The sequence below is a fragment of the Novosphingobium sp. genome, from assembly GCF_027486195.1.
In the GTDB taxonomy this organism is placed as follows: Bacteria; Pseudomonadota; Alphaproteobacteria; order Sphingomonadales; family Sphingomonadaceae; genus Novosphingobium.
Map to the genome: position 1 here is coordinate 1 of NZ_JAIXPP010000074.1, position 22,861 is coordinate 22,861.

Consider the following 22,861-nt stretch of genomic DNA (forward strand, 5'->3'; position numbering starts at 1 on the left):
GTCAGCAGCAGCCGCGCATTCTCCCGCGCGTGCGGCTTGTACAAAGTGAAGTGCAACGCACACTCGCGCACAGTGCCGATGATCGGCACGCGCCCCTCCAGATCGATCATCGTCGCGGCCTGATCCCACGGGATTTCGGCCAGGGTCGCGCCCGCCATCAGACGTCCAGGTTCGCCACGTTGAGCGCGTTTTCCTGAATGAAGTCGCGCCGCGGCTCGACCACGTCGCCCATCAGGCGAGTGAAGATCTCGTCGGTCACGTCGGCGTCTTCCATCTTCACCTGCAGCAGCGAACGCTGCGTCGGATCGAGCGTCGTCTCCCACAGCTGATCGGCGTTCATTTCGCCGAGGCCCTTGTAGCGCGAGATCGAGAGCCCCTTGCGCCCTGCCGCCAGCACTTGCGCCAGCAGTTCGGAAGGCCGTGTGATCCCGGCGCTTTCCTTCGTGGCAGGCCGCACCGGCGCGGGTGCTTCGGCCTCGCCCTCCTGCTCTTCCAGCACGGCCTCGGGCTCGGGCTCGGCAACCGCAGCGCTGGTGCGCACCAGCCGCGCCGGCATGGCATAGACTTCGGCCTGTTCGCCGGCGAGCCGGGCCAGCTTGCGCGCCTCGGCGCTCGAGAGGAAGCCGGGCTCGATGGTGTGCTGGTCGGTCACCCCGCGCCACACGCGCTGGATGCGATAGCCGCCATCGGGCGCCACTTCGGCGATCCAGCGCGCATCATGCTCGCCGCGGTCCATCCAGCGCACGCTGGCGGCCAGCGCCGCCTCGCGCTCGGCTGCGGTCATTTCCGGCTCCAGCGCGCCGGCCAGCGCCAGCGCCTCGATGATCGTCGGATCATAGCGCTTGGGCGCAAAGGCCATCAGGTTGCGGAAGCGCAGCGCGTGATCGACGAGGCCCGCCAGATCCGCCCCGCTGCGCGCACCGCCCGCCGTTTCCAGCAAGCGCCCAGCCAGCCCCGCCTCGACCAGATAGCGGTCCAGCGCCGGGCCGTCCTTGAGGTAGACCTCGCTCCTGCCCTTCGCCACCTTGTAGAGCGGCGGCTGCGCGATGAAGAGGTGCCCCTCGCGGATGATTTCGGGCATCTGGCGGTGGAAGAACGTGAGCAGCAAGGTGCGGATATGCGCGCCGTCGACGTCGGCGTCGGTCATGATCACGATCTTGTGATAGCGCAGCTTGGCCAGGTTGAACTCGTCGCGGATGCCGGTGCCCATCGCCTGGATCAGCGTGCCGACTTCCTTCGAGCCGATGATCCGGTCGAACCGCGCGCGCTCGACGTTGAGGATCTTGCCCTTGAGCGGCAGGATCGCCTGGAAGTGCCGGTCACGCCCCTGCTTGGCCGAGCCGCCTGCCGAATCGCCCTCGACAAGGAACAGCTCGCACTTGGCGGGATCGCGCTCCTGGCAGTCCGCCAGCTTGCCCGGCAGGCTGGCGATATCCATCGCGCCCTTGCGCCGCGTGAGCTCGCGCGCCTTCTTGGCGGCCTCGCGCGCAGCGGCAGCGTCGATCACCTTCTGGATCACGGCACGGGCGTGGGCGGGGTTTTCCTCGAGCCATTCGCTCATCTTGTCGGCCATCAGCGCCTCCAAGGGCTGGCGCACTTCGGAGGAGACCAGCTTGTCCTTCGTCTGCGAGGAGAACTTCGGATCCGGCAGCTTGACCGAAACGATCGCGGTCAGCCCCTCGCGCATGTCATCGCCGGTGAGCGAAACCTTCTCCTTCTTCAGCATCCCCGAACGGTCGGCATAGCCGTTCAGCGTCCGCGTCAGCGCCGCGCGGAAGGCCGCGAGGTGGGTGCCGCCATCGCGCTGGGGGATGTTGTTGGTGAAGGTGAGGACGTTCTCGTAATAGCTGTCGTTCCACTGCAGCGCGACATCGATGCCGATGCCGTCGCGCTCCGCCCCGATGGCGATGGGTTCGGGCATCAGGGGCTGCTTGTTGCGATCGAGGTACTTCACGAAGGCCGCGATGCCGCCGACGTAATAGAGATCGTGCTCCTTCACGTCCTCGTGCCGCTTGTCGCGCAGCAGGATGCGCACGCCCGAATTGAGGAAGGCAAGCTCGCGGTAGCGGTGCTCGAGCTTGTCGAAATCGAACTCGGTGACGTTCTTGAAGGTGTCGTGGCTGGCGAAGAAGGTCACGCGGGTGCCCTTCTTGACGCCGCCCTTGCCGTTGTCCGGGGCGGGGCCGTTGACCTTCAGCGGCGCAACCGCATCGCCATGCTCGAAGCGCATCCAGTGCTCCTCGCCGTCGCGCCAGATCGTCAGTTCTTGTCTTTTTAATGGTGCGGCGACCACCGAGACGCCGACGCCATGTAGCCCGCCCGAAACCTTGTAGGCGTTGTCGTCGCTGGTGTTCTCGAACTTCCCGCCCGCGTGGAGTTGGGTCATGATCACTTCGGCGGCGGAAACGCATTCCTCGGCGTGGATGCCGGTGGGGATGCCGCGGCCATTGTCTTCCACCGAAACCGAACCATCCGGGTTCAATTCGATCAGCACCAGATCGCAGTGCCCGGCCAGCGCCTCGTCGATCGCGTTGTCCGAAACCTCGAACACCATGTGGTGCAGGCCCGAGCCGTCGTCGGTATCGCCGATGTACATGCCGGGGCGCTTTCGCACCGCATCGAGCCCGCGCAGGACCTTGATGGAATCGGCGCCATATTCGTTGGCGTTGGGGATGTTTTCGTTCGTACTGGCCATCCTGCGGACATAGGCATTAAAGGCCGATTTCCCAAGCGAATCCGCCCTGTTTTGCACAAGGGAGAGCCCCATTTCACCCGCCGACAAAAGTCGAAAATGGCGGGGGACTGGTGGAGGGGCGTCAATCGTGCTGAAACACGCACAACCACCTTCCAGACAAAGGACTTGTCGCCCATGCGCAAGCTGCTGACCGGCGTGATTTCAGCCGCCCTGCTCTCCTCTCCGGCGCTTGCCGCGCCTGCTGCAAAGACCGATCCCTATGGCGGCGAGGAGGCCTTCCGCAGCCTCTACAAGGAGCTCGTCGAAACCAACACGACACTTTCGTCGGGCAGCTGCACCTTGGCGGCAGAGCGCATGGCGGCGCGGCTCAAGGCGGCCGGTTTCACCGATGATCAGCTGACCCTGTTCGCCACGCCGGAGAAGCCGAAGGAAGGCGGCCTCGTCGCCGTGATGCCCGGCACCTCGAAGACCGAGAAGCCGATCCTCCTCCTTGCTCACCTCGATGTGGTGGAAGCCAAGCGCGAGGACTGGGTGCGCGATCCCTTCACGCTGATCGAGGAGAACGGGTATTTCTATGCGCGCGGCACGGTTGACGACAAGGCGATGGCAGCCGCGTGGACCGACACCCTGATCCGCTTCAAGCAGGAGGGCTTCAAGCCCAGGCGCACAGTGAAGCTCGCGCTCACTTGCGGCGAGGAGACGACTTACGCCTTCAACGGCGCCGAATGGCTGGCGAACAATAAGCGCGATCTGATCGACGCGGCCTATGCGCTCAATGAAGGCGGCGGCGGGCGCACCAATGGCAAGGGCGTCTCCGAAGGCGGCAAGCTCGTCGTGGAATCGATCCAGGTCGGCGAGAAGGGCGTGCAGAACTATCGCTTCGAAACGCGCAATCCGGGCGGCCACAGCTCGATCCCGGTGCGCGACAACGCGATCTATCAGCTCGCCGCCGCGCTGGTGAAGCTGCAGAACTACGATTTCAAGCTCGAGCTTTCCGACACTACGCGCGCCTTCTTCGCCAAGGCGGGCGCCGCGCGGAATGATGATCTCGGCAAGGCGATGCAGGCGATTGCCGCCAACCCGGCAGACACCGCAGCCGAGGCCGTGCTCAATACCGACCGCACGTTCCACTCGATGCTGCGCACCACCTGCGTCGCCACACTGATCGACGGCGGCCATGCCAACAACGCGCTACCGCAGCGCTCCGGGGCCAACGTCAATTGCCGCATCTTCCCCGGCCACTCGGTCGAGGAAGTGCAGAAGGAACTGCAGGCCGTTGTCGCCGATGCCGGGGTGACGGTGACCCTCGCTCCGCCCCTGCGGCCCATTGCCAAGACCCCGCCGATGGATCCGGCGATCATCGGCCCGATGGAAAAGCTTGCTGCCAAGTACTTCCCCGGCGTGCCGGTGGTGCCGACGATGTCGACCGGCGCGACCGACGCGGTGTTCCTCGGCGCGGTGGGTATCCCGACCTATGGCGTGCCGGGCAGCTGGGGCAATCCGGACGGCAACGGCGTCCACGGCCTCAACGAACGGATCGAGATCAAGTCGCTGATGACCGGCCGCGCTTATCTCTATGAGCTGGTCAAGGCCTACACCAAGTAACATCGCGGATTTGAAGTTCGGCTCATTTCTCAAAAGGCTTCCGTCGGCCCGTGCTTGACACGGGCCTGGGCTTTCCTTGGCAGCAAAGGTTAGCCAAGCCCCGTGTCAAGCACGGGGCGACGGGGAGTTTTCCGTGTAGGTGCCATGCGGATCACGCCGCTGTAATTGCTCGCTTTAGCGGGAATTGCCCCCATCCTGTCCACAGGCTTATGCACCTGTGGACAGGAATGCGCACGTCCTCTTGACGCACGCGAGAGGGCTGTGGTCTTTTCTGCCCATGCGTCACGAAGCGGTCATCCGCATCCCTCACATCGCACCCCGAAGGCGCCTTGCTTCGCCTCCGGGTGAGGCTTCGGGCGCCAGGGAGCGAAAGGGCCGGTTGGGAGCATGCTTCACAGGGCGCTGATCGAGCGGGCGGCAGAAGCCAAGCCCCACGGCGGTGATACCGCGCTATTGGGCCATGATCGCCATCTTTCAAACTGCCCGGCGCTCGTGCTCAATGCGGACTATACCCCGCTCAGCTACTATCCCCTAAGCCTCTGGCCATGGCAGACCGCGATCAAGGCGGTGTTCCTCGAACGCGTCGATATCGTCGCCACCTACGACCGCGAGGTCCACAGCGCCTCGCTCGACATGAAGATTCCTTCGGTGATCGCGCTCCGGCAATATGTGCGCCCCAGCGAGTTTCCCGCCTTCACGCGCTTCAACCTGTTCCTGCGTGACAAGTTCCAGTGCCAGTACTGCGGCTGCCCGGATCAGCTGACCTTCGACCATGTGGTGCCGCGCCGCCTTGGCGGGCGCACGACATGGGAGAACGTCGTCGCCGCTTGCGCGCCGTGCAACATGCACAAAGGGGGCCGCACCCCGGCGCAAGCCGCGATGCGCCTGATCACCGAACCGATCCGGCCGACCTCATGGCACCTGCAGGAACGCGGACGCCTGTTCCCGCCCGGCCACCTCCACGATAGCTGGCGCGACTGGCTCTACTGGGACGTTGAACTGGAAGGCTGAGCGGTCTTCGTCAGAAGGCTCGCGCCTTTGAGAAACAGCAGCATCGCCACCACGGAAATGGCCGCGGCCAGCAGCATGGTAACGCCCGGCAGGTTGAGGATCGCAGCCGGGCCACTGAAGTGCGCCAGAGTCTGCGTGTAGAGCGGCGGGCCGATGATGGCCGCGATCGAATTGATCGACTGGGTCGCGCCCTGCAATTCGCCCTGGCTCTTTGCATCAACCGCCTTGCTGTTCATCGCCGCGATCGAGGGCTGGACCATGCCGGAGAGTGCGCCAACGGCAATCGCGAGATAGACCACCCAGGTCGTGGTCGCGATCGTATAGAGAACCGCCGCCGCCGCCAGCGAGGCGACGCCCAGCATCACCGTCCGCCGCTCGCCCAGCTTCGGCATCACCAGCCTGAGCCCGAAACCCTGCACCAGCGCGCTGGTGATCCCCACCATCGCCAGCGCCAGCCCGACATCGCGCGTCGAAAAGCCATAGGCCGCAATCGCGAAGTAGGCCCAGGTCGAAGGGTAGACGATATAGGCCAGCTGCCACACGGCCAGCGCGCCGACAAACCACAGCACGGTCGTGCTCTGCTTGCGCAGCGCGCGCAACGAGGCGAGCGCATTGGCGCGACGCCAGTCAAACGGGCGGCGGCTTTCGGGCGGAAGCGATTCCTTCAGGAACACGAGGCCGAACGCGAAGTTGGCCAGCGCCAGCACCGCCGCCGCCTCGAACGGCAGGCGCTGATCGATCGAGCCCAGCACCCCGCCGAGCGCCGGGCCGACCACGAAGCCGATCCCGAAGGCCATGCCCATCAGGCCAAAGCTCGCCGCGCGCTTTTCGGGCGGGGTGACATCGGCGACATAGGCATAGGCGGCGGAGAAGCTCGCGCCCGTCGCGCCAGCGACGAGGCGCCCGATGATCAGCCACCAGAAGGCCGGGGCCATGGCCTGCAGCAGGTAGTCCAGCCCCATCGCCAGAATCGCGGCGAGCAGCACCGGCCGCCGCCCGAACCGGTCAGACAGGTTCCCGATCACCGGCGCGAACACGAATTGCATCACGGCATAGCCCGCACCGAGCCAGCCGGCATATTCTGCCGCCACGGAAATCGGCACATGCGCGAGGGACATAATCAGCCCGGGCAGCACCGGCAGCGCAATGCCGAAGCCCAGCATGTCGATCAGCACAATGGCGAAGACGAAGCCGATGGAGGCGCGGTTCGCGGAAGGGGGCGGCACAGCGTTCACCTTCTTCGATCTGCGCTCAACTGCGCGTCAGCGCCGCCTCGCACTCCGTCATCAGTTCGGCCATGATCGCGGCGACCGGCTCTTCCTTAGTCACCATGCCGACAGACTGCCCGGCCATGACCGAGCCGCGTTCGACATCGCCGTCGATCACCGCGCGGCGCAGCGCGCCAGCCCAGAAATGCTCGATCTCCAGCTGCGCCTGCCCCATGTCGACCACGCCTTCATCAAGTCGCCGCGCGACTTCGATCTGCTTGGCGTTGAATTCCTCGCTGCCCTTGTTGCGCAGCGCGCGCACCGGGATGACGGGGAGGCGCGGATCGATCTGCACGCTGGCCACCGCATCGCGCGCATTGGCGCGGAAGAACGCCGCCTTGAACGCCGGATGCGCGATGGATTCGCTGGCGCAGGCAAAGCGGGTGCCAAGCTGCACTCCGCTCGCGCCCATTTCGAGGTAGCTGGCGATCATCTCGCCGCGGCCGATCCCGCCGGCCACGAACACCACATGTTCAGCCGCCAGCGCAGGCAGGAACTCCTGCGCCAGCACCGAGGTCGAGACCGGGCCGATATGCCCGCCGGCTTCGGAACCCTCGATCACCAGCGCATCGGCGCCCGAACGGAACAGCTTCTTGGCGAGTGCCAAAGTGGGTGCAAACACAATGACCTTGGCGCCGAACACCTTGATCGCCTCAACCGAACCCTTGGGCGGAATCCCGCCCGCGAGCACGACGTGGCCCACCTTGTGGCGGCTGCACACCTCGATCAGATCGAACAGGCGCGGATGCATCGTGATGAGGTTCACGCCAAAGGGCTTGGCAGTAAGCGCCGCTGTCGCCGTGATCTCGGCATCGAGGAGTTCGGGGGTCATCGCCCCGCAGGCAATCACGCCGAAACCGCCGGCATTGCTGATTGCGGCCACGAGATTGCGCTCGGAAACCCAGCTCATCGCGCCGCACAGCACGGCATGCTCGGTACCAAGAAACTCTGCACCGCGCGCCATGAGGGCGTGGGTCTTGGGAAATGCGGTCATTCGAAACGTCTCGTCTAGCGCAGCCTGCAAACGAGCGCCTTTAGGGCTGCTTCGTGGCGGCAACAAGGCGGGAAGTTTGCAGCCTGATCGGCCGCCTCGATTTCAGTGCGCAAAGTTTGTCGTTTGCCCGATCGCCGTACAGCACGCAGAAAGGCGGCATCAGGTATTTTCGAGAAAGCCGAGAGCCGGTCCACCAAGGCCCGGTCCCGGGTCGCACCCCGCCTTCCGGCTTCGCAACGGCGCCGGGAGGCGGGACTTTTCAGGCCGCGTCGAGCTCGTAAGCGGTGTGCAGCACGCGCACGGCGAGTTCCACTTCGTCCGCGTCGATCAGCACCGAGACCTTGATCTCGCTGGTCGAGATCGCCTGGATGTTGATGCCCCGGTCCGCCAGCGCCTTGAACATGGTCGAGGCGACGCCCGCGTGGCTGCGCATGCCGACGCCGACCACCGAGACCTTCGCGACCTTGCTGTCCGCGATCATGCGGTAGTAGCCGATCGCTTCCTTGCGCTCCTCGATCAGCGCCTGCGTGCGGGCGAGGTCCGCTTGCGGACAGGTGAAGGTCACGTCAGTCTCGCCCTTGTCCTTGGCGATGTTCTGGATGATCATGTCGACGTTGATGTTCGCCTCGGCGAGCGGGCCGAAGATCGCGGCCACCGCACCCGGACGGTCGGGCACGCGGGTCAGCGTCACCTTGGCCTCGTTCTTGTCGGCGGCAATGCCGGTGATCAGCTGGCGTTCCATGTCGGTTCCTTCCAATTCTTCGTCGCTCACGATCATCGTGCCGGGAATGCTGTCGGCTGGCGGCGCACTTTCATCGATGAACGAGGAGAGCACCTGCACGCGCACGCCTTCCTTCATCGCGAGGCTGACCGAGCGCGTCTGCAGCACCTTGGAGCCGACCGAGGCGAGCTCGAGCATTTCCTCGTAAGTCACGTATTTCAACTTGCGCGCCTTCGCCACGATGCGCGGATCGGTGGTGTAGACGCCGTCGACATCGGTGTAGATATCGCAGCGGTCCGCGTGCACCGCCGCCGCCACCGCGACCGCCGAGGTATCCGATCCGCCCCGGCCCAGCGTGGTCACTCGGGCCTGGGGGTCGAGGCCCTGAAAGCCCGGGATCACCGCAATCTCACCCGCCGCCATGGAGGCGAGCAGCGCGCCCGATTCGATATCCTCGATCCGCGCTGCAGCATGGGCATCGTCGGTGCGCACCGGCAGCTGCCAGCCGAGCCACGAGCGCGCCTTGCAGCCCAGCGCCTGAAGATGGAGCGCGAGGAGGCCGGCAGTGACCTGCTCCCCCGCCGCGACAACCACGTCGTATTCGGCGCGGTCATAGAGGGCGTTGGCCTCGCGGCAGAACGTCACCAGTCGGTCGGTCTCGCCCGCCATGGCCGAGACGACGACGGCAACTTCGTGCCCCGCTTCCTGCTGGCGCTTGACGATGCCGGCCACGCGGCGGATGCGCTCGGTCCCGGCCATCGAAGTGCCGCCGAATTTCATCACGATCCGGGCCACGCTCTATCCCCCGCAGCAACAAAAAAGGTTTCCCCCGCGGCCTCTCGACCGCGCGGACGCGGCGCTTTAGAGTCGCAGCATGAGCAATGCAACCTCCCAAGCAACGACGGGCGCAGCAACCATCAGGCCCGAGGAAGCCGCCCATTTCGGCAAGCTGGCCGCCGAATGGTGGGATCCCAAGGGCAGCTCGGCCATGCTGCACAAGCTCAACCCGGTGCGGCTCGGCTTCCTGCGCGATGCTATCGATTCGCACCTCGCCGCCGATCCGAAAGGCCTGCGCCCACTTGCGGGGCGCCGCGCGCTCGATGTCGGCTGCGGCGCCGGACTGCTGGCGGAACCGCTGGCGCGGATGGGCGCAAGCGTCACGGCAGTGGACGCGGCGGAAGAAAATATCTCGGCAGCGAAAGCCCACGCGGAAGGTGGCGGCCTTGCCATCGACTATCGCCATGGCGAACTGGCGGAACTCGGGCTCACCGGCTTCGATCTTGTCACCTCGATGGAGGTGATCGAGCATGTGGCAGACAAAGCCGCCTTCATCGCGGGCCTCGCGGCGACGGTTGCGGACGGCGGCCTGCTGGTCATCTCCACCCCCAACCGCACCGCCGCCTCGCGCCTGTTGCTGGTCGGTGCGGCGGAAACGGTCGGCATGGTGCCCAAGGGCACGCACCATTGGGACGATTTCATCACGCCGCTGGAGCTCAGCGATCTGCTCGCCGAAGCCGGGTTCGCGATGGGCAACCCCAGGGGCATTTCGTGGAGCCCGCTGAAAGGCCTCCACCTTTCGGACGACCTTTCGCTCAACTACATTGTCACCGCACGTAGAATTGAAGGGGTGCAAGTCTGATGGCGACCGGAAAAGTCTTCGAACGCCACAAGCAGGCCTGGACCACCGATGAGGTGCAGAAGCTGCACATGCTCGCCAAGAAGGGCATGGCGCTGAAAGGCCTCGCCAAGGCGCTGACCCGCAGCGAGGAATCGATCAAGATTCGCGCCAAGGCGGACGGTCTGGAAATCGCGAAGCTGCGCTGAAGTTTATCCCTCGTCATCCCCGCGAAGGCGGGGATCCAGAGCGGCGCAGCGCTATGGTTCGCTGGATTCCCGCCTGCGCGGGAATGACGAAGCGGGGGTTGGCCGCGCTCAGTCTACCGAAGCAGGCAGAAACTTCTCGACCAGTTCACGCGCCAGCCGCGCCGGGCGCAAGGTGGCGGCATCGAGGCAGCACCAGCTTGATTTCACTTCGGCGAGCACATCCTCGCCGCGCTTGATAATCGTTTCGTAGAACGCCCGCGCGCCCTGCACCCGCTCCAGAATCACATGCGCGATCACCGGATCGTTGAGGAACGTCGGCCGCCGGTACGTGATGTTGTGATTGGTCGCGACCCACACATGGTCGGCAATCGCCTGCGCCGGGGCAAACGCGCGCCAGTGGCCGACGACGGCATCCTGCACCCATTTGAGGTAGGACGCGTTGTTGACGTGCCCCATGAAATCGATGTCCGAAGGATCGACGGTGATCGCAAAGGCGAAAGGCGCGGCAGTATTCACATTGATGTAGATAACACGGAGGAGCTCAGCTGAACAGCGCAACCCGCATGTCTTTTCATGTCAATTCAGCCCAGAATGGAGCTCCACTCCGCTTCCTTGAATCCCACCAGCAGCCCGCCCGGATGCTCCACGATCGGCCGCTTGATCACCGAGGTATTGGCCGCCAGCACGTCCGGCGCACCCTCTCCGCCCAGCGCGGCCTGATCCGCTTCAGAGAGCTTGCGGAACGTCGTCCCCGCACGGTTCACCACCTTGTCGCGCCCCGCCGCAGCGATCCAGCCCGCGATTCTCGCAGGGTCTGCGCCCTGCTTCTTGTAGTCGTGAAAGGTGTAGGCGATCCCTTTTGCGTCCAGCCAGGTGCGCGCCTTCTTCACAGTGTCGCAATTGGGGATGCCGTAGAGCGTGATCGTCATGCCTTGGTCCTCGAAAAGCGGTGCACCCGGTTCGGCGTGCCCGCAAACAGCGTGTAGTCCTCGTAGTAGGCCTCGCGGCCCTTGGCCTGCATTTCGGAGTGTTCGGCCACCCGCCGCCATGCCAGCGCCGCCGCTTCGTCCACCCATTCGCTGATCGCGACGACTTCGCCGTCCTCGGCGGTGTAGCTTTTGAAGGAAATGTACCCGGGCTGCGCTGCGGCGAGCACCTCCATGGCATCGGCATCAGCGGAATAGGCAGCGGCATCAATGTCGGCGCGCTTGCGGTTGCGGAAGACGACGAGGAACATGGCGCCCCTTTGGCGCACCGGGCGTGACTTTTGCAACAATTTGCGCAAAGGCCTGCCCCATGAGCTTCAACACTTTCGGCCACTCATTCCGCTTCACCACCTGGGGGGAAAGCCACGGACCCGCCCTCGGCGCGGTCGTCGATGGCTGCCCGCCGGGCCTGCCGCTGAGCGAGGCAGACATCCAGCCCTTCCTCGATGCGCGGCGCCCCGGACAATCGCGCTTCACCACGCAGCGGCAGGAGCCGGATCAGGTCCGCATCCTTTCCGGCGTGTTCGAAGGGCGCACCACCGGCACCCCGATCAGCCTGATGATCGAGAACGTGGACCAGCGCTCAAAGGACTACGGCGATGTCGCCAAGGCCTATCGCCCCGGCCATGCCGACTATGCCTATGACGCCAAGTACGGATTCCGTGACTATCGCGGCGGCGGACGCTCCAGCGCGCGCGAGACTGCGGCGCGCGTGGCAGCGGGTGCAGTGGCGCGCCTCGTCATTCCGGAAGTGACAGTGCTCGGCTGGGTCAGCGCCATCGGCGGCGATGCCATCGATCCGGCCAACTTCGATGCGGCAGAGATCACGCGCAACCCGTTCTTCTGCCCTGATGCCAAGGCCGCCGCACGCTGGGAAGCCCTGGTGGACAATGCCCGCAAGGCCGGTTCCTCGCTCGGCGCCGTCGTCGAATGCACCGCCAGTGGCGTCCCCGCAGGCTGGGGCGCGCCGCTCTATGCCAAGCTTGATGCCGAGCTGGCCCACGCGATGATGGGCATCAATGCGGTCAAGGGTGTCGAGATCGGCGATGGCTTTGCCGCCGCGGCCAACACCGGTGAAGGCAATGCCGATCCGATGCGGCCCCCAAAAACCGGATCGGGAGAAGAAGCGCCCGAATTCCTCGCCAATCACGCGGGCGGCATCGCGGGCGGCATCTCCACCGGTCAGCCGGTCCACGTGCGCGTCGCCTTCAAGCCCACCTCGTCGATCCTCACGCCCGTTCCCACGATCACACGGGAAGGCGAGGCGACCGAGCTCTTCACCAAGGGCCGGCACGACCCCTGCGTCGGCATTCGCGGCGTTCCGGTAGTCGAGGCGATGATGGCGTTGGTGCTGGCCGATCAGAAGCTGATGCACCGGGCGCAGTGCGGGGGCTGACTGGCCAACGCCTTGCCTAATGCCACGACCCCGCTAGTCTCGCACGCCAAAGCAAACGGCAAATAAGCACACGGGGAGCCGAAAACTTGGGCACGCGCCTGACCCTCTACATCCTGATCGCCCTCTTCGCCGGTATCGGCGTGGGCTACGCGCTCAACGTTTCCTATCCGGCGGGCGACAAGCACCTCGCGGAGATCGCCGATCTCCTCAAGCTGCTGCCCGAGGTGTTCCTCCACCTCATCAAGATGATCATCGCGCCGCTGATCCTGGCAACGCTGGTGACGGGCATCGCCAGCATGGGCGATAGCGCCGCGCTGGGCCGGATCGGCGGGCGGGCGCTCGCCTGGTTCATCACGGCGAGCCTCATTTCGATCGGGCTCGGCCTGCTGCTCGTCAATCTGTTCCAGCCGGGCGCCGGGCTCAATATCACGTCCTCGACGCCGGTCTCCGATCTCGCCACGGCAGATCTGACCTTGCGCCACTTCCTGCTTTCGGTGTTCCCGACCAGCGCGCTCGACGCGATGGCCAACAACAACGTGCTGCAGATCCTCGTCTTCTCGATCTTCGCCGGACTCGGGCTTTCAGCGATGGGCGAGGAAGGCGCGCCGCTGGTGCGCGGCTGCGAGGCGCTGGCGACGCTCATGCTCACGATCACCGGTTATGTCATGCGCGCCGCACCGCTGGGCGTGTTCGGCGCGATGGCCTCGGTGATCGCCACGCGCGGGCTCGGCATCATCGTGACCTACGGTGCTTTCGTCGCCGAGTTCTACTTCGGGCTGCTGATCCTGTGGACCCTGCTGCTGGGCATGGGCGCGATCTTCCTCGGCAAACGCGTGCTGCTGCTCGCGCGCTATATCCGCGAGCCGATCCTGCTCGCCTTCTCCACCGCCAGTTCGGAAAGCGCACTGCCCAAGCTGTTCGAGCAGCTCGACCGCTTCGGCGTGCCGCGCCGCATTTCGGGGTTCATGCTGCCGCTCGGCTACAGCTTCAATCTCGATGGCTCGATGATGTACACGAGCTTCGCCACGCTGTTCATCGCGCAGGCCTACAACATCCCGCTCTCTGCCGGGCAACAGGTGGCCATGCTGCTCACGCTGATGATCACCTCCAAGGGCATCGCCAGCGTCCCGCGCGCGAGCCTTGTCGTGATCGCGGCGACGCTCACCCAGTTCGGCCTGCCGGTGGAAGGCGTCGCGCTGCTGCTCGGCGTCGATACCTTCCTCGACATGGGCCGCACGGCCACCAACGTCGTCGGCAATGCCGTGGCGACCTCGGTGATCACCAAGTGGGAAGGCATGCTGCAAGTGCCGCTGGACCCTGATGCGCCCGAGCCGGTGCCCCCGCACGACACGCCGGAGCACGGCCGCCGGGGGCTGCACCTCGATCCGGAGGTGTGAAGCCTACTTCCGGGCTTCCTTCGCCAGCTTCACCGGCTGGAACATCCCCAGCCCGCAGGAACCCAGCGGACCGGTCGGGCCACCGCCGTTGCGGAAGACGGTGATGATATCGACGTTGCACAGCTGCGAGAGCGAGGTCGAGTAGGAGAACGCACGCTCGAAGCCCAGATTGCTGCACCGGTAGGGCAGGCTGCTGCGATACCAGGTGTCGCCGCCGGTGCGGAAATCGATGGTCCAGTCGTCGCGCACCCGGCTTTCCCGGATCGCGGTAATCGGGATGCAGCTGACGGCCTTGCCGGTCGGCGTCGCGGCAGGAATGTCGGCGGCATGGCCGTTGGCGGCCCACTTAGCCCCGGCGCCGGGCGCGCAGGCACTTAGCGACAGGGCAGCTGTCGTGGTCAGGGTAAGCAAGGCGGCGATCCTCAAAGCACTCACGGCTTCTTCTCCTTGGCTTTGCGCGCTCCGCCCCCCCGAGTCGCTGGCGTAGTCGCGGGTTTCACCCCCTTCTCGAGAATCTTCTCCTTGAAGCCGCAAAGGTCAACCACTTCGCAGCGCCAGCATTCCGGGCTGCGCGCCTTGCAGACATAGCGCCCGTGCAGGATCAGCCAATGATGCGCCCCCACGCGGAACGGCTGCGGCACTTTCTTCTCGAGCTGCTTCTCCACCGCCAGCGGGGTCTTGCCCTTGGCCAGACCGGTGCGGTTGCCCACGCGGAAGATATGCGTATCGACCGCGAAGGTCTCCGCCCCGAAGGCGCAGTTGAGCACGACATTGGCGGTCTTGCGCCCCACGCCCGGCAGCAGGGTCAGCGCGTCGCGGTCGTTCGGCACTTCGCCGCCATGCTCGCGCACGAGGATCTCGGCCATGGCGATCACGTTCTTCGCCTTGCTGTTGAACAGGCCGATGGTCTTGATGTGCGCCTTCAGGCCCTCTTCGCCCAGCTCCAGCATCTGCGCCGGGGTCTTCACCCTGGCAAACAGCGCGCGCGTCGCCTTGTTGACGCCGACATCGGTCGCCTGCGCCGAAAGCGTCACCGCCACCAGCAGCTGATAGACATTGCCGTATTCGAGCTCGGTTTCAGGCGCGGGATTGGCTTCGGCCAGCCGCCGGAAGAACTCGAAGACATGGTCCTTCTTCAAAGCCCCAGCACCTCGTGCATCGCATAGCGCCCCGGTTCCTTGCCGAGCAGCCACAGGCCCGCGCGCACCGCGCCGCGCGCGAAGATCGCGCGGTTCTCGGCGAGGTGCGAGAGCGCGATGCGTTCGTTGTCGGCGAGGAAATGCACGGTGTGATCGCCCGCCACAGTGCCGCCGCGCAGCGCTGCAAAGCCGATGGTGCCTTCCTTGCGCGCGCCGGTCACCCCGTCACGCCCGGACACCGCTTCCTCCTGCAGCCGCACGCCCCGGCCCGCCGCCGCCGCCTCGCCCAGCAGCAGCGCCGTGCCCGAAGGCGCATCGACTTTCATGCGGTGGTGCGTCTCGACGATCTCGATGTCCCAGTCCTCGCCCAGCCGCATCGCCGCCTCGCGCACCAGATGCGCCAGCAGGGTCACGCCGAGCGAGGTATTGCCGGTCTGCAGCACGGGCACGGAAACGGCCGCTGCATCGACCAGCCAGTGGTGCCGCTCGGCGAGCCCGGTCGTGCCGACCACGATCGGGATCCCGGCATGGATCGCCGCATCGAGATTGAACTCCAACGCCGCCGGGGCCGAAAAATCGACCAGCACGTCGGAGGCCTGTGCCAGTGCGACGGGATCACCGCCCTGATCGATGCCGCCCGAGACTTCGTGCCCGGCGGCAACGATCGCCTCGGACAGTGCTTTCCCCATGCGACCTGCGCTGCCGATAATGCCCACTCTAGCCATTGCTCACCTCGTGTCTCGCGTGCTTCATGGCCGCGATGCAGACCATTCGCAACATCGTCATCCTGACCGGCGCGGGCGTCTCCGCCGAAAGCGGAATCGATACGTTCCGCTCAGCCGGAGGCCTTTGGGAAAAGCACCGCGTCGAGGACGTCGCTACGCCCGAAGGCTTCGTGCGCGATCCCGATCTCGTGCTGCGCTTCTACGACATGCGCCGCGAAGCCATCCAGACCAAGCAGCCCAACCCCGCCCACCACGCCTTGGGCCGGCTGGAGCGCGAATGGCCGAAGAAAGTGCCCGGCGGCAGCGTCACTCTCGTCACCCAGAATGTCGATGATCTGCACGAGCGGGGCGGCTCGCTCTCGGTGATCCACATGCACGGTGAGCACCTTACTGTGTGGTGCACAGCCTGCGACACGCGCATGTCGTGGACCGGCCCGCTGATCCACCGCCCGCCCTGCCCTGCCTGCAGTGTCACCGCGCTACGCCCGGACGTCGTGTGGTTCGGCGAAGTGCCCTATCGCATGGACGAAATATTCGCCGCGCTCTCCGAAGCCGATCTGTTCGTCTCGATCGGCACCTCGGGCGCGGTCTATCCCGCCGCCGGCTTCGTGCGGACCGCCCGCGAGCTTGGCGCCGCCACGCTCGAACTCAATCTCGAACGCTCAGCCGGATCCTCGTGGTTTGAAGAGACCCGCCTCGGCCCCGCCAGCGAGATCGTGCCAGCATGGGTGGCGGAGCTGCTGGCAACGTAGTCCTAAACTCCGGCTCCTAGCTCAAAAAAGCTGTCGTCGGCCCGTGCTTGACACGGGCCTAGGCTTTCCTTGGCGGCAAAGGCAGCCAAGCCCCGTGTCAAGCACGGGGCGACGGGAAAGTTGAGTGTGAGCTAGGGCGCTGACCCGCAGGCCCCGCACTCCGGGTCATTGGCAATCCGCATCGTGCGCAGCGCGGGCTTCAGCCCGTCGAGCACATGGACCTGCCCCCATTGCGGATCGCCCAGCGTCGAAACGCCCTCCAGCAGCACCCGCAAGGCCGCCATCGCGCCAAATGCTCCCACCATGCCGACCATCGCCCCCAGTACCCCGGTATCGGCGCAAGTGTCGCAGTCCTCCGCATCGAACGCATCGCCGACAAAGCAGCGATAGCAGGCATGGCCCGCGCGGTGCCCGGCGAAATTCGCCACCTGCCCCTGGAACCGGCCCAAGGCCGCACTCGTCAGCGGCACACCTGCCGCGACACAGGCATCCGAAACCGCCAGCCGCGTCGCAAAGTTGTCGCAGCCATCGAGCACGACGTCGGCACCCGCGATCAGCTCTGCCGCATTGCCGCGAGTCAGCCGCGTGACATGCGCCGTGCCTGCCAGCGCCGGGTCAAAGGCCTGGAGCCACTCCGCCGCCGCCTCGGCCTTGGGCCGGCCAATGTCACCGGTCGCAAAGATGGTCTGCCGCTGGAGGTTCGAGGCATCGACCACATCGTCGTCGATCAGGGTCAGCCGCCCGATCCCCGCTCCCGCCAGATACTGCAAGGCGGGGCTGCCAATGCCGCCAAGCCCGACCAGCACGACATGGCTCTGCACGAGCTTCGCCTGCCCCGCGCCGCCCACTTCGGGAAGGACAATGTGGCGGGCGAAGCGGTCGAGGCGGTCAGGAGTCATGGGAGGGGAGTTAGTGAGAAAGGAGAGAAAATGCGAGGGCCATGGATGCGGCCGCCTGATCAGAGCCAGGCCAGCACGATGGCGGCGGTAGAGATAGGGTCCTACGCCATGCGGCTTGCGCGTTCGGCGAGGCGGTCCACCGCCGCCGCGTGGATCGCAGGTGCTGCGGCGAGGAGGCCGAAGGCGCGTGGGTCGCGCTTGTTGTAGGCGAGCGGGGCGCCGAATGCGTCGCTGACAGCAGCGCCGGCTTCGCGGGCGATGAGGGCGGCGGCGCCGATATCCCATTCGTAGCCCCAGCGCAGCGTGGCGAGGAGATCGGCCTCATCGGCGGCGACCATCGCGATGCGCAGCGCGATCGAATTGGGCTTGTCGACGAGGATGAGGTCGTGGTCCGCGCGGGGCAGCGCATCGGCGGGGACGCGCGCACCGGCAAGCGACTGGCGATTGCTGGCGGTCAGGGGCGCTTCGTTGCGGGTTGCGCCCTGCCCGGCGATGGCCTGCCAGTATTCGCCGCGCGCGGGCGCATCGAGTGCGCCGATCAGGGGGCGCCCTTCGGAAATGAGCGCGACCGATACAGCCCAGCCGGGCCGTCCGCGTACGAAGTCGCGCGTACCGTCGATGGGATCGACCAGCCAGCACAGCCCTTTGTCGAGCCGGGACGGATCATCGACGGTTTCCTCGGAGAGCCAGCCGGCGGAGGGGAGCAGCGCCCCGAGTTCCTGCTTGAGATAGCCATCAACGGCGAGATCGGCGGCGGAGACGGGGTTGTTCGGAGACTTGTCCCACACATCGAGCGCGTGGCCGTGGCCGGGCCAGCTGGCAAGCGCCAGGCGTCCGGCTTCGGCCATGATGTGGCGGAAGCGGTCGAAGTCGATCATTGGCTTTCGGGATGCGGGTTTGGCGGCGTGAGCGCAAGGGGGCGCTGTGGGCGCGGACCCGGCTGTGCATTCGTATTCGGCGAAGGCGAGGCCGCGCAGGCGGAGAATGCATCCATGCAGGCGCAATTGGGTGCCACGAACCCTTTTCAAGCCCTTAGCCGTGTGCTTAAGGCAGCGCGACCTGCCGGGTTCAAACCGCTAGCTCTCATTCTCTCTTTGCGGGGATCACGCATGAACGTTCATGAATATCAGGCCAAGGAATTGCTCAGCCGTTTCGGCGTCGGCATTCCGGCGGGCATTGCTGCCCTGACCGTGGAAGAAGCGGTTGCCGCCGCGAAGCAGCTGCCCGGGCCGCTCTATGTGGTGAAGGCGCAGATCCACGCAGGCGGGCGCGGCAAGGGCAAGTTCAAGGAACTCGGCCCCGATGCCAAGGGCGGCGTACGGCTGGCCAAGTCGGTCGAAGAAGTCGAAGCGTTTGCCAGGGAAATGCTCGGCAATACGCTGGTGACGGTGCAGACCGGCGCGGCGGGCAAGCAGGTGAACCGCCTTTACGTGACCGACGGCGTTGATATCGCCAAGGAATACTACCTCTCGATGGTGGTGGACCGGGGCACCGGCCGCGTTGCCATGATCGTCTCGACCGAAGGCGGCATGGATATCGAAGAGGTTGCGCACAGCACACCTGAGAAAATCGCCACGATCACGATCGATCCGGCACAGGGCTTCATGCCGCACCACGGCCGCGCCGTGGGCTATGCACTGAAGCTGACGGGCGAGCTCAACAAGCAGGCCGCCACGATCGCCAAGCAGCTCTACACCGCGTTCATGGCGCTTGATTGCGACATGCTCGAAATCAACCCGCTGGTGGAAACGAACGACGGCAACCTGCTCGTCCTCGACACCAAGATGAGCTTCGATTCGAACGCGCTCTATCGCCACCCCGATGTCGTCGCGCTGCGTGACGAGACCGAGGAAGATCCGGCCGAGATCGAGGCCAGCAAGTACGACCTCGCCTACATCAAGCTCGACGGCAACATCGGCTGCATGGTCAACGGCGCGGGCCTCGCCATGGCGACGATGGACATCATCAAGCTCAACGGCGAATTCCCCGCGAACTTCCTCGACGTGGGCGGCGGCGCGACAACCGAGAAGGTGACGGCGGCATTCAAGTTGATCCTGTCCGATCCGGCGGTGAAGGGCATTCTCGTCAACATCTTCGGCGGGATCATGAAGTGCGACATCATCGCCGACGGCATCGTGGCTGCGGCGAAGGAAGTGAACCTGCAGGTTCCGCTGGTCGTGCGCCTTGAAGGCACCAACGTGCAGCAGGGCAAGGACATTCTTGCCAATTCGGGTCTCCCCATTGTCCCCGCCAACGACCTTGGCGATGCCGCGCAGAAGATCGTGGCCGCAGTCCGGAAGGTTTCCTGAACCATGTCGATTCTCGTCAACAAGCACACCAAGGTCATCACGCAGGGCATGACCGGCAAGACCGGCGCGTTCCACACGCAGGCCGCGCTCGATTACGGCACGCAGATGGTCGCGGGCGTCACCCCGGGCAAGGGTGGCACCAGCCACATCGGCCTGCCGCAGTATGACACCGTGGCCGAAGCCAAGGCCGCTACCGGCGCGACCGCGAGCTGCATCTACGTTCCGCCTCCGGGCGCTGCGGATGCGATCCTTGAGGCGATCGACGCGCAGATGGAACTGATCGTGTGCATTACCGAGGGCATCCCGGTGCTCGACATGGTGCGCGTGAAGCGCGCGCTGCAGGGCTCGAAGTCGCGCCTGATCGGCCCGAACTGCCCCGGCGTGCTGACCCCGAACGAATGCAAGATCGGCATCATGCCGGGCTCGATCTTCAAGCAGGGCTCGGTCGGCGTCGTCTCGCGTTCGGGTACGCTGACGTATGAAGCGGTGTTCCAGACCACCAACATCGGCCTGGGCCAGACGACCGCTGTCGGCATCGGCGGCGATCCGGTGAACGGCACCAACTTCATCGATGTGCTCGAGCTGTTCCTGGCGGACGACGAGACCAAGTCGATCATCATGATCGGCGAAATCGGCGGCGACGCCGAGGAAATGGCCGCACAGTTCCTGATCGACGAAGCCAAGAAGGGCCGCAAGAAGCCGATGGCCGGTTTCATCGCGGGCCGCTCGGCGCCTCCGGGCCGCCGCATGGGCCACGCCGGCGCGATCGTTTCGGGCGGCAAGGGCGATGCGGAAAGCAAGATCGCCGCGATGGAAGAAGCAGGCATCAGCGTTTCGCCGTCGCCCTCGCTCTTGGGTGAGACGCTGGCGGAAGTGCTGAAGGGCTGAGCCTTTTCGCACTTTGGTTTTACGAAGAGGTCGGGGGGAAACCTCCGGCCTTTTTCGTTGGCGCGCAATGACGCGGGCGGTGGTTAGTTGCTAGCGGCCAGTTCAGCATCCAAGTCGGCGCGATCCGCCCCGCAGTGGGTGCAGATAAAGCGCACGGCGGACTGGTAGCGTGCGAGCGCGTCGTCAGGATCGGCGTAGCCAGCGATTTCGAGGCTGACGAGGCCATGCATCTGACCCCAGACGAGGAAGGCTAGGTCCTGCACTTCGGCAGGATCGGGCGCCTTGGCGCGGTGGTGGGCGAGGCACGTGCCGACGGCATCGACCAGCGCGGCGAAGGCGGGGTAGGCATCCTCTACCGGCACGGCGAGCGAGGCGAAGCGGCTGTGGCGGCCGGTAGGAGAGAAGCGCTTCTCGCCGCCGAACATCAGCCGGTAGAGCCCGGTATGATCGAGCGCGAAGCGGCGATAGGCGAGCATCTGGCGGACCATCCAGCGCAAGGGGGCATCGCGGTGCTCGGCTGAGAGGGCGTAAGCGTGGAGCCGCGCGAAGCCGACCGCGTAGAGCGCCTGCATCAGCCCCGGCTTGCCGCCATAGAGCGTGTAGATTGCCATGGTCGAGGAACCGCAGGCGCGGGCGAGTTCGCGCAGGGCAATGCCGTCTGGTCCGTCACGGCGGATGAGTGCTTCGGCCTCAGCGAGCAGGCGCGCGGCGAGATCTTCGCGCGGGGGCTCTGTGGTGACAGTCCTCCGATTCGGCATCGTGTTTTGCATGGGCGCTTGCGCTTTGAAATTCCAGTAGTATGCCGGGTTTATAACATCGTTATAGAGTCGATCCGGCGCAAGGGAGCGGGTGATGGGCGACACCAATGCGGGCGCACGCGGGCATGCTGGCGCGATCACACCGATCACGGTGCGGCAGGGCGCCTTTGCCTTTGCCGAGGATACGCCGGCGCACTGGATCCCGCATGCGCCCGAATTTGCGCAGATGATCAACGGCGCATCGTTCGTGATGCCGCATCTTGAGCCATTTCTGGTGGCCACGCTGGGCGAGGCGGCGAAGCAGATCGAAAACCCTGCGGTGCGGCGCGAGGCGCGCGACTTCTGCATGCAGGAGACGCAGCACTACCGCACGCATCGGCGGTTCAACGATGTGATCCTGGCCCAAGGCTATGCCAGCCTCGCCGATGTAGAAGCGGAAATGGCGCAGGCCTATGCGCGGCTCTTGCAGCGCCCGCTGGCGGTGCGCCTCGCCTACGCGGCGGGGTTCGAGGCGATGACGCTGGGGCTGACAGAATGGCTGGTGGGCAACCGGGTGAAGCTGTTTCGCGGCGCGGACCGCCAGGTCACCTCGTTCATCCTGTGGCACATGGTCGAGGAAACCGAGCACAAGCTGGTGGCGCACGATGTCTATGAGGCGGTCTCGCCGGGGTACTGGCGGCGGGCGTTCGGCGTGCTGCATGGGTCGCTCGATGTGATCCGCTGGAGCCGCCGGTGCTACCGCGCGCTGCTGCTGGCGGATGGACGCTGGCGGCGGCCCGGCTCGCGGCTCAAGGTGTGGTGGTGGGCGGCGCGGTTTCTGCTGGGCGCGGGGCCCGCGTTGCTGCGTTCGCTGGTGCCGGGCCATGATCCGCGTGGGATGAAGGATCATCCGTGGGTGCGCGAATGGATCGCGGCGCATGCGCGTGCCGGGGAACGGGCCGGGGATCGGGGCGCGCCGATGCCGCTGATCGACACGCAGAGCGCCGCGATGCCGGTGCCGTTCTGAAGGGGGATGGATGATGGAAGGTTCGGAACTGCGCGGCGTGCAGCGCATGCTGATCGTGCAGGGCGGCTATGTGATGCTGCTGGGGTTCGTCGCGGGGTTCGGCTTCGTGTTCTACCTCATCGGCAGCATCGAGCTCTGGCCGATCCCGGGCAAGATCGCGCTGCAATTGCCCGGCAGCGACAAGGCTTGGCGCATGAGCCACATGGAAGGTGTGCTCAACGGGCTGATGCTGTGGCTGGTGGCGGCGCTGCAACCGGCGATGGCCCTGCCCTTGGCCACGGCGCGGCGTATTGCGCGGATGCTGGTTCTGACAGCGTGGTGCTTCCCCATCGCCTCGCTGTTCGACGCGCTGTTCAAGGACAGTCGCGGCCTGAAATTCGCCGCGCCGGTGACCAACCTGATCCCGTTTTTCCTGTTCTACGTGGGCATCGTCATGCTGGTGTGGGCGGTTATCGAGATCGTGGTGCGGGTGCGCGGGCAGGAGTGAG

At 65.7% G+C, this 22,861-nt stretch carries 24 protein-coding genes; 11 read left to right on the forward strand and 13 right to left on the reverse strand.

Translation table 11 applies throughout. The features are described 5' to 3' along the window. Positions 1 to 157 precede the first annotated feature (157 nt). The gene (gene gyrB, locus Q0071_RS14215) at positions 158 to 2,695 is read right to left on the reverse strand and encodes a DNA topoisomerase (ATP-hydrolyzing) subunit B (RefSeq protein WP_298170686.1); all 2,538 of its coding nucleotides are present in this window, start codon (positions 2,693 to 2,695) and stop codon (positions 158 to 160) included. A 174-nt stretch (positions 2,696 to 2,869) separates the two neighbouring features. Between gyrB and Q0071_RS14220 the strand changes: the two genes are divergently transcribed. Both Q0071_RS14220 and Q0071_RS14225 read left to right on the forward strand, forming a co-directional pair. Further along, the gene (locus Q0071_RS14220; RefSeq protein WP_298170689.1) at positions 2,870 to 4,300 is read left to right on the forward strand and encodes a M20/M25/M40 family metallo-hydrolase; all 1,431 of its coding nucleotides are present in this window, start codon (positions 2,870 to 2,872) and stop codon (positions 4,298 to 4,300) included. Positions 4,301 to 4,687: 387 nt separating this feature from the next. Next, on the forward strand, positions 4,688 to 5,311 hold the full coding sequence (locus Q0071_RS14225; protein ID WP_298170691.1) for an HNH endonuclease: 624 nt from the start codon (positions 4,688 to 4,690) through the stop codon (positions 5,309 to 5,311). Here the strand turns inward: Q0071_RS14225 and Q0071_RS14230 are convergent. From Q0071_RS14230 to Q0071_RS14240, 3 genes are all read right to left on the reverse strand, one after another. Next, a complete protein-coding gene (locus Q0071_RS14230; protein WP_298170694.1) occupies positions 5,284 to 6,537 on the reverse strand; it encodes a TCR/Tet family MFS transporter in 1,254 nt (417 codons plus the stop codon). The two genes, Q0071_RS14225 and Q0071_RS14230, sit on opposite strands and share 28 nt — an antisense overlap. 25 nt (positions 6,538 to 6,562) lie before the next feature. Further along, positions 6,563 to 7,573 (reverse strand): nitronate monooxygenase, encoded by a 1,011-nt coding sequence (locus Q0071_RS14235; RefSeq protein ID WP_298170697.1) that lies wholly within the window; start codon positions 7,571 to 7,573, stop codon positions 6,563 to 6,565. A 259-nt stretch (positions 7,574 to 7,832) separates the two neighbouring features. Then, positions 7,833 to 9,074, reverse strand: coding sequence for an aspartate kinase (locus Q0071_RS14240; RefSeq protein WP_298170955.1), 1,242 nt, complete (start codon positions 9,072 to 9,074; stop codon positions 7,833 to 7,835). Between the two features lie 94 nt (positions 9,075 to 9,168). On the opposite strand from Q0071_RS14240, the gene ubiG reads away from it, so the two are divergent. Both ubiG and Q0071_RS14250 read left to right on the forward strand, forming a co-directional pair. Beyond that, positions 9,169 to 9,933 carry a bifunctional 2-polyprenyl-6-hydroxyphenol methylase/3-demethylubiquinol 3-O-methyltransferase UbiG gene (ubiG, locus tag Q0071_RS14245; RefSeq protein ID WP_298170700.1) on the forward strand — a complete coding sequence of 255 codons (765 nt, stop codon included), beginning with the start codon at positions 9,169 to 9,171 and terminating at the stop codon, positions 9,931 to 9,933. Beyond that, entirely contained in the window at positions 9,933 to 10,118 is a 186-nt protein-coding gene (locus tag Q0071_RS14250) for a hypothetical protein (RefSeq protein ID WP_147159629.1), read from the forward strand. Before ubiG ends, Q0071_RS14250 begins: the two co-directional genes overlap by 1 nt. A gap of 108 nt (positions 10,119 to 10,226) precedes the next feature. On the opposite strand, the gene Q0071_RS14255 is transcribed toward Q0071_RS14250, so the two are convergent. The 3 genes from Q0071_RS14255 to Q0071_RS14265 form a co-directional block, all read right to left on the reverse strand. Then, the gene (locus Q0071_RS14255; protein ID WP_298170718.1) at positions 10,227 to 10,634 is read right to left on the reverse strand and encodes a thioesterase family protein; all 408 of its coding nucleotides are present in this window, start codon (positions 10,632 to 10,634) and stop codon (positions 10,227 to 10,229) included. Positions 10,635 to 10,699: 65 nt separating this feature from the next. Then, positions 10,700 to 11,047: an arsenate reductase gene (locus tag Q0071_RS14260; protein WP_298170730.1), complete on the reverse strand. Its 348-nt coding sequence runs from the start codon at positions 11,045 to 11,047 to the stop codon at positions 10,700 to 10,702. After that, positions 11,044 to 11,355 (reverse strand): antibiotic biosynthesis monooxygenase, encoded by a 312-nt coding sequence (locus Q0071_RS14265; RefSeq protein WP_298170733.1) that lies wholly within the window; start codon positions 11,353 to 11,355, stop codon positions 11,044 to 11,046. Before Q0071_RS14265 ends, Q0071_RS14260 begins: the two co-directional genes overlap by 4 nt. Positions 11,356 to 11,414: 59 nt before the next feature. Between Q0071_RS14265 and aroC the strand changes: the two genes are divergently transcribed. Further along, positions 11,415 to 12,500 (forward strand): chorismate synthase, encoded by a 1,086-nt coding sequence (gene aroC / locus Q0071_RS14270; protein WP_298170736.1) that lies wholly within the window; start codon positions 11,415 to 11,417, stop codon positions 12,498 to 12,500. A gap of 86 nt (positions 12,501 to 12,586) precedes the next feature. Beyond that, the gene (locus Q0071_RS14275; protein WP_298170739.1) at positions 12,587 to 13,897 is read left to right on the forward strand and encodes a dicarboxylate/amino acid:cation symporter; all 1,311 of its coding nucleotides are present in this window, start codon (positions 12,587 to 12,589) and stop codon (positions 13,895 to 13,897) included. Between the two features lie 3 nt (positions 13,898 to 13,900). Here Q0071_RS14275 and Q0071_RS14280 read toward each other — a convergent pair whose 3' ends face one another. Genes Q0071_RS14280 through dapB form a run of 3 tightly spaced genes read right to left on the reverse strand, consistent with a single transcriptional unit; the run spans position 13,901 to position 15,761 of the window. Beyond that, on the reverse strand, positions 13,901 to 14,332 hold the full coding sequence (locus Q0071_RS14280) for a hypothetical protein (RefSeq protein ID WP_298170742.1): 432 nt from the start codon (positions 14,330 to 14,332) through the stop codon (positions 13,901 to 13,903). Then, positions 14,329 to 15,036 (reverse strand): endonuclease III, encoded by a 708-nt coding sequence (nth, locus tag Q0071_RS14285; RefSeq protein ID WP_298170745.1) that lies wholly within the window; start codon positions 15,034 to 15,036, stop codon positions 14,329 to 14,331. The genes Q0071_RS14280 and nth overlap by 4 nt, the downstream gene beginning before the upstream one ends. Further along, positions 15,033 to 15,761 (reverse strand): 4-hydroxy-tetrahydrodipicolinate reductase, encoded by a 729-nt coding sequence (gene dapB / locus Q0071_RS14290; RefSeq protein WP_298170747.1) that lies wholly within the window; start codon positions 15,759 to 15,761, stop codon positions 15,033 to 15,035. The genes nth and dapB overlap by 4 nt, the downstream gene beginning before the upstream one ends. Before the next feature lie 35 nt (positions 15,762 to 15,796). Between dapB and Q0071_RS14295 the strand changes: the two genes are divergently transcribed. Continuing rightward, positions 15,797 to 16,513 (forward strand): NAD-dependent deacylase, encoded by a 717-nt coding sequence (locus Q0071_RS14295; protein ID WP_298170750.1) that lies wholly within the window; start codon positions 15,797 to 15,799, stop codon positions 16,511 to 16,513. A 131-nt stretch (positions 16,514 to 16,644) separates the two neighbouring features. Here the strand turns inward: Q0071_RS14295 and Q0071_RS14300 are convergent, their stop codons facing one another. Both Q0071_RS14300 and Q0071_RS14305 read right to left on the reverse strand, forming a co-directional pair. Then, complete coding sequence (locus tag Q0071_RS14300; protein WP_298170753.1) at positions 16,645 to 17,412, reverse strand: HesA/MoeB/ThiF family protein; 768 nt, start codon at positions 17,410 to 17,412, stop codon at positions 16,645 to 16,647. A gap of 101 nt (positions 17,413 to 17,513) precedes the next feature. Further along, the gene (locus Q0071_RS14305; RefSeq protein WP_298170756.1) at positions 17,514 to 18,290 is read right to left on the reverse strand and encodes a 3'(2'),5'-bisphosphate nucleotidase CysQ; all 777 of its coding nucleotides are present in this window, start codon (positions 18,288 to 18,290) and stop codon (positions 17,514 to 17,516) included. Positions 18,291 to 18,521: 231 nt separating this feature from the next. Between Q0071_RS14305 and sucC the strand changes: the two genes are divergently transcribed. Together sucC and sucD are read left to right on the forward strand one after the other, a co-directional pair. Next, complete coding sequence (gene sucC / locus Q0071_RS14310; RefSeq protein ID WP_298170762.1) at positions 18,522 to 19,721, forward strand: ADP-forming succinate--CoA ligase subunit beta; 1,200 nt, start codon at positions 18,522 to 18,524, stop codon at positions 19,719 to 19,721. Between the two features lie 3 nt (positions 19,722 to 19,724). Beyond that, positions 19,725 to 20,609, forward strand: a complete 885-nt coding sequence (gene sucD / locus Q0071_RS14315; protein ID WP_298170764.1) for a succinate--CoA ligase subunit alpha — start codon at positions 19,725 to 19,727, stop codon at positions 20,607 to 20,609. Positions 20,610 to 20,692: 83 nt separating this feature from the next. Here the strand turns inward: sucD and Q0071_RS14320 are convergent, their stop codons facing one another. Continuing rightward, entirely contained in the window at positions 20,693 to 21,367 is a 675-nt protein-coding gene (locus Q0071_RS14320) for a TetR-like C-terminal domain-containing protein (protein ID WP_298170767.1), read from the reverse strand. A 94-nt stretch (positions 21,368 to 21,461) separates the two neighbouring features. Here Q0071_RS14320 and Q0071_RS14325 point away from each other — a divergent pair, with 94 nt between their 5' ends. Beyond that, positions 21,462 to 22,373, forward strand: a complete 912-nt coding sequence (locus Q0071_RS14325) for a metal-dependent hydrolase (RefSeq protein WP_298170769.1) — start codon at positions 21,462 to 21,464, stop codon at positions 22,371 to 22,373. 10 nt (positions 22,374 to 22,383) lie between these two features. After that, positions 22,384 to 22,860 (forward strand): hypothetical protein, encoded by a 477-nt coding sequence (locus Q0071_RS14330; protein WP_298170772.1) that lies wholly within the window; start codon positions 22,384 to 22,386, stop codon positions 22,858 to 22,860. Position 22,861: the final 1 nt, after the last annotated feature.

Coding starts and splice junctions, on each gene's coding strand:
- gyrB (WP_298170686.1), bottom strand. CDS start 2,695: ATGGCCAGTACGAACGAAAACATCCCCAACGCCAACGAATATGGCGCC.
- Q0071_RS14220 (WP_298170689.1), top strand. CDS start 2,870: ATGCGCAAGCTGCTGACCGGCGTGATTTCAGCCGCCCTGCTCTCCTCT.
- Q0071_RS14225 (WP_298170691.1), top strand. CDS start 4,688: ATGCTTCACAGGGCGCTGATCGAGCGGGCGGCAGAAGCCAAGCCCCAC.
- Q0071_RS14235 (WP_298170697.1), bottom strand. CDS start 7,573: ATGACCGCATTTCCCAAGACCCACGCCCTCATGGCGCGCGGTGCAGAG.
- Q0071_RS14240 (WP_298170955.1), bottom strand. CDS start 9,074: ATGAAATTCGGCGGCACTTCGATGGCCGGGACCGAGCGCATCCGCCGC.
- ubiG (WP_298170700.1), top strand. CDS start 9,169: ATGAGCAATGCAACCTCCCAAGCAACGACGGGCGCAGCAACCATCAGG.
- Q0071_RS14250 (WP_147159629.1), top strand. CDS start 9,933: ATGGCGACCGGAAAAGTCTTCGAACGCCACAAGCAGGCCTGGACCACC.
- Q0071_RS14260 (WP_298170730.1), bottom strand. CDS start 11,047: ATGACGATCACGCTCTACGGCATCCCCAATTGCGACACTGTGAAGAAG.
- Q0071_RS14265 (WP_298170733.1), bottom strand. CDS start 11,355: ATGTTCCTCGTCGTCTTCCGCAACCGCAAGCGCGCCGACATTGATGCC.
- aroC (WP_298170736.1), top strand. CDS start 11,415: ATGAGCTTCAACACTTTCGGCCACTCATTCCGCTTCACCACCTGGGGG.
- dapB (WP_298170747.1), bottom strand. CDS start 15,761: ATGGCTAGAGTGGGCATTATCGGCAGCGCAGGTCGCATGGGGAAAGCA.
- Q0071_RS14295 (WP_298170750.1), top strand. CDS start 15,797: ATGCAGACCATTCGCAACATCGTCATCCTGACCGGCGCGGGCGTCTCC.
- Q0071_RS14300 (WP_298170753.1), bottom strand. CDS start 17,412: ATGACTCCTGACCGCCTCGACCGCTTCGCCCGCCACATTGTCCTTCCC.
- Q0071_RS14305 (WP_298170756.1), bottom strand. CDS start 18,290: ATGATCGACTTCGACCGCTTCCGCCACATCATGGCCGAAGCCGGACGC.
- sucC (WP_298170762.1), top strand. CDS start 18,522: ATGAACGTTCATGAATATCAGGCCAAGGAATTGCTCAGCCGTTTCGGC.
- sucD (WP_298170764.1), top strand. CDS start 19,725: ATGTCGATTCTCGTCAACAAGCACACCAAGGTCATCACGCAGGGCATG.
- Q0071_RS14320 (WP_298170767.1), bottom strand. CDS start 21,367: ATGCCGAATCGGAGGACTGTCACCACAGAGCCCCCGCGCGAAGATCTC.
- Q0071_RS14325 (WP_298170769.1), top strand. CDS start 21,462: ATGGGCGACACCAATGCGGGCGCACGCGGGCATGCTGGCGCGATCACA.
- Q0071_RS14330 (WP_298170772.1), top strand. CDS start 22,384: ATGATGGAAGGTTCGGAACTGCGCGGCGTGCAGCGCATGCTGATCGTG.